Consider the following 12176-nt stretch of genomic DNA (forward strand, 5'->3'; position numbering starts at 1 on the left):
CTTAGGCCGATTGGAGATGTTTGGCCGGCGGTTGCTTCCTCATGACCGGCTTAGTCCAAAGCTGGCCGTCACACCACACATGCTCAACGCGCCCCCATTGACAGGCCGCCGCGGCATCCGGAAAGAATCCACGCCCGTTCAAGTTCGCGCTCGTGTTGCAGAGCAACGGGAGCCCCGTAAGGCGCTCGAATTCGACGAGAAGCTCAGCGACTTTGTGTGGAGAGCTGCGGGAGATTGTCTGCAGTCGTGCCGAACCGTCCAGATGGATGACAGCGGGAATCTTGTCGCACCATTCCGCCCTGGTCTGATGATCGAACAGCATGTAGGGGTCCGGCATACCTGGGTCGAATATGTCTGGCGCGCGATCCTCCAAGCAGATCGGCGCCACCGGTCGGAAGTGCTCACGACACTTGATGTCGTTGAGATGATCCTTCATAGCCAGTGACGTCGGAGCCGCCAGAATACTTCTGCCGCCCAACGCTCGCGGTCCCAGCTCGGCGCGCCCGGACAGGAACACTACCGGCTTGTTGTCGGCGAGAATGGCGGCAAGCTCACGCAGACTGCACGGCTCGGCCTCCCATTCCGACACCCCCTCGGTGGCCTGCAGAGCCGGACCGCTGTAAACAGACCATTCCAACGGTCCAAACCCATTTCGCGCCGCCATCGCCGCGCAAGCAGCACCTATTGCCGAGCCGCTGTCATTCGGGAAAGGCGGTACCCACACCTCATCGAACAGGCCCGTCGCGCGAAGCGCACTATTCCACTTGATGTTGAGACCGCACCCTCCTGCCACACATAGATTTCGCGCGCCCGGAAGAGAGGAGTGCTGCAACATAACCATCGCGATTTCCCGAACCAGAAGACGTTCCAGGAACATATGGAACGAGGCAAGGATGTCCTCCGCTCGTTTGCCCGTAAGGCGCAATGCGCTTGCCTCGAAAAACCCGTGCGTGGCCGAAAGTAAGGCCTCCGGATTGTGGATGTCTGCGCGGTAGCGACGAGTCTGCTCCGTGTCCGCGGCAAAGCGCTTCTCGTAGAGTTCTTGAAACACTGCGACAATGCCTTCGTCGACAGAGCCAAGAGCGATGTACGCCATCAGCTTGCCGGCGATGCCCAAATCCCAACTGGTGCGGCTCGGCTGCCTGTAAGGCCCGAAGTGAAGGCCGGCGGCAGCATAGGCCTGACCAATCATGGGAAACAGGGATCCCACGAGCCGCGCGCCGCGAGGTTCGACATAGTAAAGGCGGGGAAAAATGGAGCCGTCCCATACCAGACAGAACGCCGGTTTTCCGGTACTGGCAAAGGGGCTGGTGCTATAGGCTGACGCAACGTGGCCCGTGACGTGCGAGTAACTTTTATAAGGAAAAACCTTGTCGCCGAGGATCAGGCCAAAGCCTTCGACGGAATCAAGAAGGCCCTCAGCATGACGCTCGACATATGGCCCCCCTTTCAGCGTGATCGGCACCGCCCCACTAAGGACCTGGAACCGCGACTCGATCTCTCCGTCCCAGCCATCGATGACGAACTGATCAATGTCTCGCGGATCAAGACCATGCTCCGCCAACACACGCACGACATCATCGAGGTTGTCGATGGATTGATAGCGTGCGTTGTTACCGCGCTTTTCCTGCTCGGTGCAAAAGACGAGCCGCCCGTCCTCGACGAGAGCAATTGCGCCGTCATGTGTTAATTTGATGCCGCAGATGCGCATAGGACCCCCTGATCTAATGACCGACAATCGAGTGTTTTAACGACTGCCCCGACTTCCGGAACAGGACGAGCAAGCAGTCTTCGTTGACCGACGTGGTTTGGCAGTGCAGACGCTCCACCTCCAACAAGCTCTCCTTGAAGAGAGAGATCACCGTCTCGGCACCAGCGGCATGACCCCAGTGTCGACAAGTGGCATCACGCGCGGACCCGAACACCAGAGCGCCGTCTGGGGCAAGCATGCTCACCAGGTTGCGGACCGCCGCGTGCATCTCGGAAACGTCATTGAGATAGTAGAGAACCTCGGCGACGACGATCAGATCGAACTTCTCTGTGGTCGAAAACTGCTGAATATTGCACGTTATCCAATTTATATGTGACCGATGCCCGGTCCGCAGGCGCGCCCGTTCGATCGCCTGCGGCATGACATCGACCACCGTTAGGCGTTGGCAACGCGGTGCAAGCATTTCCGTGAATGCCCCGGCTGCGCATCCGACCTCGAGGGCATGCTCGACACCCCCATTGCAAGACGACATCCGGAGTATTTGCGCGTACCGTTCCTGCTCGAACGCACTGCTGTCGAGATGCCATGGATCATCCCCAGCGAGCTCGCGTTCCAGTAATTGATGGTTCTTGTACACAGTCATGCCCGATCGACCTACTTATACCCGCTCGATTGTTTCCGACCGCAAATACTCTCCGGCGCCGCCAAGCGCGATGGACGGTGAGGAACCACCGGCTTCGGAATTGTGCCAGAAGCCAGCCCTGTAGCCACAGGACCAGCTGCACTGTTCGGCGCCTGCAGAACCGCCCGCTCATCTCCTTCAGTCGGCTCGCTGACGATCGTGCGCGACAGCCAATCGCTGTTGCTCAATGTACAAAGGGCATACGCTTTGAGCGGCAGTAAAAGAAAGATGTTTATCGGTGTGTGGAGCGAGAAGCCGAGAAACCGCAATTCCCCCGCCCGCAGTGCAGCTACACTGCACCGAACCATCGTCATCACCGCGATGGTCAGGCCCGTCCACCAAGGTACAGACCCGCCGACTGCGAGCTCGGCAAGCGCAGCCAGTGCTGAAAGAGCGAGTAGCAGTGGGCCAAGATTCTGCCCGACAACGTCCAATGTGAGGTAGCCATCGAGTTCCGGCAGCAGACGCAATGCGAGAAACGTATCGCGAAAGGTGCTGCGCGCCCAGCGCAGCTGCTGACGAAGGTATGGCCCGAGAGTGTCAGGGACAACTGTTGCCGCAATCGCGTCCGGAACATACTCGGTTCGAAATCCCGCCTTGAGCATGAGAATCGTCAGATGGCGATCTTCGCCAAAATCACTCGGCTTTCCGCGAAAGAATTGCGTTTCGTACTGATCAAGCAGCAGGGCAAGCGCAGAGCGACGATACATCGCACATGGACCGCAGCAGCACATGACCGCACCGAAGCGAGCTTGCGCCGCGCGCTCTTCGTTGCACGCCAACCAGTATTCCATGTCGATCAGACTGGTCAGCCATGTATCGTTGCGATTGCTCGCTACCAACTGGCCCATTGCGGCACCAATGTCGGGGTCCCGCATCTTCGCCGCAAGCTTGGTGACCACGTCAGCGGCCAGTATCGTGTCCGAATCCACGTTAAGCACCAAGTCACCGGACGAGCCGCGTATTGCGGCGATCTGCGCTTTGCGCTTGCCAACATTCCTGGCAAGCAAGATGATGCTGAAGCGCGCATCGTTGGCATAGATCTTATGTACAGGCCCCACAACGTCGCGATTTGCCGAGCCATCGTCGACCACATAGACCCGCAGCTCTCCTTCGTAGTCTTGCCTGGCGAGCGAATCCAAACACTGGGCGAGCGTGCCCGGCTTCTCGTTGAAGCAAGGCACGATAATATCCACACTTGGCAGAGCCAGCGCAGATTGTCCTAAATCGTTCCGGAACGATGGGGTATTCTCCCGCTGCGCGTACAGCGCTTGCGCGCTTTTGTAGATGGTCGAGAGCAGCGCGTAAGACGAAACCGCGACGGCGCTGGTTGTAGCGAGCAGGTCCATAGGGTGCCAGTTGTTGTTCAGTGAAGCTGAGGGAGCGGGCGGATCACGAAGCCGCGGCGTTGTAGTGCTGGAACCAGGTAAGAGAGCGCTCTAACCGTCTGATCTCGCCGAGTTGCGTCAGCGCACGTCGCGTCCTCATCAGGAGGATATCCGTCGTGCAGGAGAACAATCGAACCCGGTCGAACGGCTCCGAGTACCGAAGTCACAATTCTGTCCACCCCGGGCTGGGACCAATCTCTCGGATCGACCGACCAGTGCACAGCCGTAAGGCCAGCCTGCGCCGATGTAGCGAGCACCTCTTCGGTCCATTTACCGTAGGGGGCCCGCATGTGCCTGGGCGCGGCCTGCCGACACGCCGAACGAATCGCCTCGCTGGCCATTAGCACCTCACCGCGCACCTGAACCGGCCCGCATCTGGACAGATCCGGATGCGTCATCGTGTGGTTCGCCACCTCGTGGCCTTGCGCGATCATCCGCCGAATGAGTTCGGGCTGCTCGGCTGCGTAGGTACCGATCACAAAGAACGTCGCTGGCACCCGATGTTGCGTCAACACATCGAGAACCTCTGGCGTGCAGAATGGATTTGGCCCGTCGTCGAAGGTCAAATAGACGGGGAAGCTTCCGCTCACATCAGCGTAGTCGCAAGGAACGGTAGACACGGGGATAAGCTCCTTCACAGCTCGGGCCCGTTCCGATCGATCATTGCGCCAGCGGGCCACTCGCTGATCGCGCTTTGAACCGGGAACACCACCACGATCACCTCTTCGATGCGGATCGGCGACAAATTGGGATAGACATCCGGATGCGTGGAGCGGACGCGAAGGCCCGACATGAGGGTCGCGAGGCCCTGTCTCTGCACCAGTCGAGTAAGATGCTTCTCAAGCGCGGGCCGGACCGTCCCGAAGCCAAACGGGACTCCAAGTTCGTGCAGTTTGGGATACATCACCCGCATCGCGTGGCTGATTCCCAGTCCCTCGAGATCCGGCCGCACGGCATACAGCCCAAGTTCTCCCACGAGTAGATCGACCTCACCGATCTTGATGAAGCGGCGCAGTAGTCCGACGTGAGCAGCTACGCCATGGGCGTCGCGACCAATCACGCGGACCTCAGGCCTAGCGCCGGCCCAACTTCTGTTGCCTTCAAATGGCTGCGCATTGAAAGCACCGGTCGGCCCGTAACTTTTGCGAAAAAATTCGGCGAGCTCGGCATGCTCGGTTAGCCGCAGCTCGTTTTCCCAGCGAATGCTCCAATGAACTTGAGTACGCGCGGAAGGAGATTGCGTGGCCCGAGATGCGACAATGTTCATGGCAGGCTTACCTACGCGAGTAATCTCTAGAGGGGGGTCTGTCACACAAACTCACTCACCGGACGCAGATCGATCGAGAAATGCGCCGTCGCGTTTTGTTGGATGCCGGTTCTTCTTTGCGCGCCCGGTGCCGGAGCAGATTGCTTGGGGTGTCACCTTTGTGTGCGATCAGATGATCGCTCCATTGAGGCTTGTCATTCCGACCGAATGCTGTGCCGAAGGCGTACGGACGGGGCCATTTAATCGTGCAGGTGTTATCTGCAGTATGAAGCCCTTCTGCCTCATCTATTGCGGCTATCGGCGCTTTGCCGCTAGTGAGCTGATCATCGATGTGGACCACCTCGTTGACGGAGCGTCGCAGTGACACCAGATCAACTTGATTCTCATGCATCTTCGACACGCCCCGAATGCGATTGACAGTCGAGCCGATAGACTGTCGCCAGATCTATTTGGCATCCGCGATTTGCGCCTGCCGCTGTATCGCGACACTAGGGCGATGCTGATCCGGCCCTCAAGTGTACGCGGGTAAACCGCCGATATGGAAAGGGTTGGAATACACATACGAAGGTTTACCGAACGCTTCGCGTTGCAACGGATACGCGAATTGTGCCGGCCAAGACCGACGCCACTCGTACGCCTTCGCCTTGAATGACCACCCAAGGATCCGACAGCAGCCGCTTGCGTTCAAGGTTTGTCCAGAGTCCACGCACGACCGACAGCCATTCTGGTGTTCCGACCATTTTCCAAACTGATGTTTGCTATCCAACATCCCGCAGTTTGGTAAAATCGATTGTTTCGATAGAAAGCATCCACACGATGGATAGACTCAAAAGATGCGATTCAAAGGACTCGATCTAAACCTGCTCGTTGCGCTCGATGCTCTGATGACCGAGCGCAACCTCACCGCCGCGGCGCGTAAAATTAACCTGAGCCAACCCGCTATGAGCGCGGCAATCGCGCGGCTGCGCACCTACTTCAGCGATGAACTTTTCACGATGCGCGGTCGAGAGCTCGTCCCGACACCGGGCGCGGAAGAGCTCGCGGGTCCCGTTCGCGAGGCCCTCTTGCACATTCAAATTTCGATTATTTCGCGAGATTCGTTCGACCCTGCTCAGTCCAGCCGTCGCTTCAGGGTCATTCTCTCCGATTTCATGACAATCGTTTTTTTTCGACGAATTATGGACCGTATCGCACAGGAAGCCCCGGCTGTGCGCTTTGAATTGCTGCCCTTTTCGGATGAGCCCGACGAGTTGCTCCGCCGGGGTGAGGTCGACTTTCTCATTCTGCCGGAGTTGTTTATGTCGAGCTCTCATCCCAAGGCGACGCTGTTCGACGAGACTCTCGTATGCGTGGGATGCCGCACGAACAAGCAGCTGTCACGACAACTGACATTCGAAAAATACCTTTCGATGGGTCACGTTACGGCCAAATTCGGACGGGCGCTGAGGCCCAATCTGGAAGAATGGTTTTTGCTTGAACACGGCCTAAAGAGACGGATCGAGGTGGTGGTGCAAGGCTTTAGCCTTATCCCACCCATAATATTGGACACCCGCCGTATCGGCACGATGCCTTTGCGACTCGCTAGGCACTTCGAAAAGCGGATGCCCGTGCGGATTGTCGCACCACCCTTGCCTCTGCCCACATTCACTGAAGCATTGCAATGGCCTGCGTTCCACAATACCGACCCGGCGAGTGTTTGGATGAGGCGAATATTGTTGGAAGAGGCGTCCAACATCGCATCGGGCCATCTCGAGACATCTACTCGTAGGCGATGCTAAGTTCAGCATAAGGCCATTCCGGCCGTGTCTCGAGTATTGCGGCACGCCATAATTCTCCGCCGAGGTCGACGGACACCCAACGTTGTTGCGGGACATAATCCGCATTGGTGTGCAAATGTCAGGCACGTTCAATTATTCGCTTGAATCCCACGCTGCGTGAGGTTGTAGGCTGCGCGCCTTGGCTCGCGCTGCCTTAAGCGGCGGTCGACCGGGCGCACAGCCGAACTCACGGCTTTGGCGGAACAACTTGGACTGGTGCCAATAGTTAAGACCGGGTCTTGTTACGAGGCGCGCGGGAGCGGCGAGCCTATTACGGGCTGGTAACGGCTTCCAGCCTCTGATGTCCGCCAACGGCCGAACCGTCCACTGTTGCGGTGATTCCGCGACCTTCCTCTCGCGAGAGCAAGGTCGGACGAAACCGATTCGGACCAGCCGGTGAGACCGCCTCAGACGTGGCCGCGGCCGGTCGTTTAACACCGCAAGCACGTTTGCGCCGGACAAGAAGATATGCGCTTCAAAGGACTGGATCTTAATCTTCTCGTCGCGCTCGATGCTCTAATGACTGAGCGCAGCCTGACTGCAGCGGCACGTAAGATCAGCCTTAGCCAGCCCGCCATGAGTGCAGCTGTCGCCCGACTGCGCTCCTATTTTGGTGACGAGTTGTTTGTAATGAGAGGACGAGAACTTGTCCTGACCGCACGCGCGGAGGGACTCGCCGCTCCGGTTCGTGAGGCGTTGATGCACATTCAGCACTCGATTATCGCACGTGAGGCCTTCGATCCTGCCCGATCGGACCGGCGGTTCAGGATCTGCCTGTCAGATTTCATAACCGTCGTATTCTTCCGCCATGTCGTGGAGCGCGTCGCGCGAGAAGCACCCAATGTCAGGTTCGAGCTGGTGACGCTCAACGATGAACACGATGAGCTACTTCGGCGCGGCGAGGTCGATTTTGTCATCCTGCCGGAACTATTCATGTCCGGTACACACCCCAGAGCGGCCTTGTTCGAGGAGAGTTTCGCTTGTGTAGGCTGCCACACGAATAGTCACTTACTGAGGCGGTTGACATTTGATCGGTATATGTCGATGGGCCACGTTGCGGTCAAGCTCGGAGGCGCACGCAAGACCTTCGTCGAGGATTCCTTGTTACTCGATCTCGGCCTCAATCGGCGCATCGATATTCTTGTGCAGAGCTTCAGCATGATTCCACCCCTGCTAGTGGGCACAGGCCGCATAGGGACCATACCCTTTAGGCTCGCAAAGCATTTTCAAAAAACCGCGCCGCTTCAGATTGCCACGCTTCCCCAGCCATTCCCCACCTTCACTGAGGCAGTCCAATGGCCAGTCCTTAATAACAGCAATCCAGAGAGCATCTGGCTGAGAGAGATATTGCTGCAGGAGGCAGCTCGCATAGCAACTGCGCGTGAAGAGGCATTCAGCATTAGCGCTTCGGAACAAGCGGATGATGCCGGCCCCTTCGCACGATCGGTCTCGCCGTTAGCGTAAGGACTTTAGCAGAGGTCAGCGAACCCGCCGCCCGGACCGTGTCCCAACGTGCAATTTCGGCTCGTCTCGCTCGAACTGATTGTCTCTCGTCAAAGCCCCTCATAGTTGGCGACCGTCACAAGCCCAAGGCCGTCCTTCTCGCACCGGCGAGGGCTCGACGTAAAGCGGTCGCTCGAGCATTGGCCCAGCTTTGAGAGGCAGAGAGGTCGCTACGTGCTCGCGCCAAAGCTACGCTGGCATTGCAAGCCCGGCTTGCGGCCGCGTCGATCTCGAGAGGGCCGAATCGGCTCGGCGGCTAATCACATCAAGGCGGCGAATCGGTCGTGGCGCTCGCGATGAGCGGACGATCCGGACTTGTCGGAGATCCAGCACCACAACGAACGCGGTGCTGATTGATTGTGCATATGAATGTTGGACTCGCTCCGTCCAAGCAAGGCATCGCACGCGCGTGTTGCTCTGTCGCATCACCCGAGTGCGCATCGCTTCTTCGTCTCTCTGCGCCCCCGGTCTGACTTCTTTTGGCCGTACCGCGGCCAAACGTCTTGACGAGGTGCGCTATGCCGACGCAATGACGAACAAGGAGCCGTACGTTGGAGCAATACAGTGGAGTATTCGATCCCGAAGAGCTTTCTGTCTTAGGAAGTCTTTTTGACAGGGCAGTCTCCGCGCTGCCGCCATCAATGCGAACTTCGGAAAATCGGACGGCGATCGCCAAACTCATCCTGGAGCGTACAGCGGCCAGCGACGCTCAGCTGGCATGCTTAACGAACCTGTTGATCACCATTTCCCCTCAGGGTTGATCGCGCGCCGTTCTAAGGATAGTCACCACTCCTGCGCTGGAATGGAAGACGATCCAGCTAGAGCTTTGAAATGACTTGAATCCAACGTGACGTCAGGTTGTAGGCTTTGAAATTGAACAACATGAGCAAAGCTACACCAAGACGGCGTCGATGGCGCATTGGCGAACTTGCGGAAGCGACCGGAGTGACGGTACGCACGCTGCATCATTATGAACACACCGGCCTGTTAGCCGCTTCAGAGCGCACGGACGGCGGCCATCGGATGTACGACCGCGAGAGCATCCAGCGGGTCCATCAGATCCGGGCGCTACGTGAGCTTGGCTTCTCCCTTTACGAGATCCGTAAAGCTATGGAGCGCACGACTTCGCTGACCGACCTATTGCGCAAGCATTTGGAGCGAATAGAGCTTCAAGTTGCTCGAGCAACGCTGTTGCGAGATCGATTGCGCAACATGACGACCGACAGTGACGTTCAGGTCAGCGTAGATGAGCTGCCTGCCACCTTGGACGCCATGTCGCGGATTGAGACGCGTAGTCAAACATCCCGATGCACATGCAAATTGGCTGCAGAACGCGAGGAGCGATGGCGACGCATCCGGGACGACCTCCGCGATTGTATGGATCGCGGCGAACACCCTTGCGGCGAGCGCGCGAAAGCCGTCGCGATTGCCGCGCGCCTGCTGATCGGCGAAATCGCTGGAGCGGATTCCCGGGTTTCGACGATCCTGAAGGTCCTCGCACGCCTAAGCGCCCCACGCAGTTTGGCTGGTTGGGATCCCTGCCTCATGCAATATCTCGATCTTGCCCTCTCCGGCCTAGAGGATCAGCCATACTGAGATCACTAAGGCGGCTTCGGACGGCTTGACCAGCCCGCTTGGCCAGCTCGATCGTCATGGCGGTTCAGCGTGAACCGCCGGCTTTGATGCCCGGCGGCAGCTTTACCAATCACCGGTCAGATTTTCTGCGAGGGTCTCGGCGATCCGCCGCTTTCTCTGATGCATTGAGCGAAGCTCCCGTTCAAGAAAGACTTGAATCGTACGTAACGTCAAATTGTAGGCTCCGCCATGGTCGTTGCCCGAGCTGACACATGCTTCGCTTGGCGATCCTTAAGCGCGGGCCCGTGCTGGCCGCAGACAGTTGGACTTTAGATCGAGCTGAGCACTAGGAGATCTGCAGTGTTGAATAGGTTTTACACTCCAGCTGCAGGTGCAGCCTTCCTTTTCTGTGCCCTCGCCTCGACTGCGCGGGCTTCGGACGTTCATATTGCCGTGGCCGGCCCAATGAGCGGAAGCAGCGCGGCGTTCGGCGCGCAGATGCGCAACGGCGCCGCCGCGGCTGTCGAGGCGTTGAACGCTTCGGGCCAGCTTCCCAACACCAAGGTGATACTGAGTGTCGCTGATGACGCCTGCGACCCGAAGCAAGCGGTCGCCGTTGCAAATAAGCTCGCAATGGCTCAGGTGCGTCTGGTCGTCGGCCATTTTTGCTCGTCTTCGTCCATCCCAGCCTCCGACGTCTATGCCGAAGCAGGTATCATCCAATTATCACCTGGTTCGACAAATCCTCAGCTAACGGAACGCAACATCCAGACCGTGTTTCGGATCTGCGGCCGCGACGACCAGCAGAGCACCGTTGCGGCTGAATACATTCACCGACATTACCACAGCGTCAAGATCGCAGTGCTCGACGACAAGAGCACCGCCGGCAAAGGTATCGCCGACGCGGTTGAGGCACAGCTTCAGGGATTCGGCGAACCCGTCATTCGGCAGAGCTATATAGCCGGGGAAAAGGATTATACGGCGCTGATCTCTAGATTGAAGAGGGACGGGGTACGCCTCGCCTATATCGGCGGTTATCACACCGAGATTGGGCTGATCATCCGTCAGGCATCAGAAGCAGAGGCCGGTCTTACCGTCATGGCCAACGACCCGTTGATGACCTCCGAATTCTGGGGCATCACCAGCAGCGCGGGAAACGGTACGCTATTTACCTTCATGCCCGACATAGCAACAAATGCCAATGCGGCTGACGCCGTGGCCTCACTCAAGGCTTCCGGGCTGTCGTCCGAAGGCTACACACTTTACGCCTATGCCGCAGTTCAGGCGTGGGCGGAGGCGGTGAAGCGGGCCGGTTCCCTCAATGCTGCGCGGGTCGCAACCGAACTCCGTTCACGGCCGATCGAAACAGCCGTTGGTCCGGTCAGGTTCAATACCAAGGGAGACAATGCAGGCCCAGGCTTTGTGGTTTACCGCTGGCTCGACGGGCGTGTTGAAGTGCTCGACCAGAACTGATCGACGCGATCCACAGCCGTTCTCCGCCAACACAGCCACGACACAGATGATGAAACGACATCAGGACCTTGCTGCCGTTATACTCGCGAGCTCTCTTGTGCTCGCGGCTTTCGGAGCGCTTATCGCCTTCGCTGCAGCGCTCGCGGAATTACCAGACGTCGACGTACAGGAGGAGCTACGTCCGATGGTAGACAAATAGCATTCCGATTAAGGCCAGTTCTTGCGACGCTTCACTGCAGACATCCGCAACAGTCTGATCGGGAATGCTGCGCAGTTCCGGCCGTTCCGCTCATGCGACAACAGCCATGACAACCAAACCGCCACGGCAATCTCTCCGTCGACCGCGCATGCTGACAAATGCAACTGTACTTCGCAACTTCCGGCTACCCCACATTGCGCGAAACGCGATTGCTATCCAATCGCTGTTTCGCCAGCGCGTTCCTCGTCAATTCTGCCAGCGCCTCGACCGCTCCCAAGCGACTTATGTCAGACTTAAAGTCTGTGCGAACTCGATCCCACCACTGGCCAGCTTGATGCGACACCGCTCGTTGTGAAGCGAATTGTCGATAACAAGCTCACATTGCTTCCAGCAGGCGGCAACAGGCGTGACGCCACGACAATCGGGCAGAGTTACAACATTGAGAATATTATCGACATGACTTCGATCAGCTCTCCTATCGGAATGCGCATCCCTGGACGTTGTCCTACTTTCGGGCACAGCCGCCGATCCATTTGGCATGAAGGATGGAACGCGCCATCT

General features: G+C 58.1%; 9 protein-coding genes. 4 read left to right on the forward strand and 5 right to left on the reverse strand.

The window, feature by feature from the left end:
• Position 1 precedes the first annotated feature (1 nt).
• From nodU to AKN83_RS28105, 5 genes are read right to left on the reverse strand one after another with little or no spacing between them, the layout of a single operon-like run.
• Positions 2 to 1711 carry a nodulation protein NodU gene (nodU, locus tag AKN83_RS28085; protein ID WP_050404913.1) on the reverse strand — a complete coding sequence of 570 codons (1710 nt, stop codon included), beginning with the start codon at positions 1709 to 1711 and terminating at the stop codon, positions 2 to 4.
• Positions 1712 to 1724: 13 nt separating this feature from the next.
• On the reverse strand, positions 1725 to 2354 hold the full coding sequence (gene nodS / locus AKN83_RS28090) for a nodulation methyltransferase NodS (protein ID WP_050404914.1): 630 nt from the start codon (positions 2352 to 2354) through the stop codon (positions 1725 to 1727).
• 11 nt (positions 2355 to 2365) lie between these two features.
• Positions 2366 to 3742, reverse strand: a complete 1377-nt coding sequence (nodC, locus tag AKN83_RS28095; protein WP_083992276.1) for a chitooligosaccharide synthase NodC — start codon at positions 3740 to 3742, stop codon at positions 2366 to 2368.
• Between the two features lie 17 nt (positions 3743 to 3759).
• Positions 3760 to 4419, reverse strand: coding sequence for a chitooligosaccharide deacetylase NodB (nodB, locus tag AKN83_RS28100; RefSeq protein ID WP_050404915.1), 660 nt, complete (start codon positions 4417 to 4419; stop codon positions 3760 to 3762).
• Positions 4416 to 5048 (reverse strand): NodA family N-acyltransferase, encoded by a 633-nt coding sequence (locus AKN83_RS28105; RefSeq protein WP_050404916.1) that lies wholly within the window; start codon positions 5046 to 5048, stop codon positions 4416 to 4418. Before AKN83_RS28105 ends, nodB begins: the two co-directional genes overlap by 4 nt.
• 833 nt (positions 5049 to 5881) lie before the next feature.
• Here AKN83_RS28105 and nodD1 point away from each other — a divergent pair.
• The 4 genes from nodD1 (at position 5882) to AKN83_RS28125 (ending at position 11416) form a co-directional block, all read left to right on the forward strand.
• The gene (gene nodD1 / locus AKN83_RS28110; RefSeq protein WP_050404917.1) at positions 5882 to 6826 is read left to right on the forward strand and encodes a transcriptional regulator NodD1; all 945 of its coding nucleotides are present in this window, start codon (positions 5882 to 5884) and stop codon (positions 6824 to 6826) included.
• Positions 6827 to 7333: 507 nt separating this feature from the next.
• On the forward strand, positions 7334 to 8329 hold the full coding sequence (locus tag AKN83_RS28115) for a LysR family transcriptional regulator (RefSeq protein WP_050404918.1): 996 nt from the start codon (positions 7334 to 7336) through the stop codon (positions 8327 to 8329).
• A gap of 921 nt (positions 8330 to 9250) precedes the next feature.
• Positions 9251 to 9964, forward strand: a complete 714-nt coding sequence (locus AKN83_RS28120; RefSeq protein ID WP_157347991.1) for a MerR family transcriptional regulator — start codon at positions 9251 to 9253, stop codon at positions 9962 to 9964.
• A 444-nt stretch (positions 9965 to 10408) separates the two neighbouring features.
• Complete coding sequence (locus AKN83_RS28125) at positions 10409 to 11416, forward strand: branched-chain amino acid ABC transporter substrate-binding protein (RefSeq protein ID WP_244485963.1); 1008 nt, start codon at positions 10409 to 10411, stop codon at positions 11414 to 11416.
• Positions 11417 to 12176: the final 760 nt, after the last annotated feature.

Source organism: Bradyrhizobium embrapense (genome assembly GCF_001189235.2).
Classification (GTDB): Bacteria; Pseudomonadota; Alphaproteobacteria; order Rhizobiales; family Xanthobacteraceae; genus Bradyrhizobium; species Bradyrhizobium embrapense.

Excerpts from the sequence above, each read along its gene's own strand:
- nodU (WP_050404913.1), bottom strand. The coding sequence starts at position 1,711 with ATGCGCATCTGCGGCATCAAATTAACACATGACGGCGCAATTGCTCTC.
- nodS (WP_050404914.1), bottom strand. The coding sequence starts at position 2,354 with ATGACTGTGTACAAGAACCATCAATTACTGGAACGCGAGCTCGCTGGG.
- nodC (WP_083992276.1), bottom strand. The coding sequence starts at position 3,742 with ATGGACCTGCTCGCTACAACCAGCGCCGTCGCGGTTTCGTCTTACGCG.
- AKN83_RS28105 (WP_050404916.1), bottom strand. The coding sequence starts at position 5,048 with ATGAACATTGTCGCATCTCGGGCCACGCAATCTCCTTCCGCGCGTACT.
- nodD1 (WP_050404917.1), top strand. The coding sequence starts at position 5,882 with ATGCGATTCAAAGGACTCGATCTAAACCTGCTCGTTGCGCTCGATGCT.
- AKN83_RS28115 (WP_050404918.1), top strand. The coding sequence starts at position 7,334 with ATGCGCTTCAAAGGACTGGATCTTAATCTTCTCGTCGCGCTCGATGCT.
- AKN83_RS28120 (WP_157347991.1), top strand. The coding sequence starts at position 9,251 with ATGAGCAAAGCTACACCAAGACGGCGTCGATGGCGCATTGGCGAACTT.
- AKN83_RS28125 (WP_244485963.1), top strand. The coding sequence starts at position 10,409 with ATGAGCGGAAGCAGCGCGGCGTTCGGCGCGCAGATGCGCAACGGCGCC.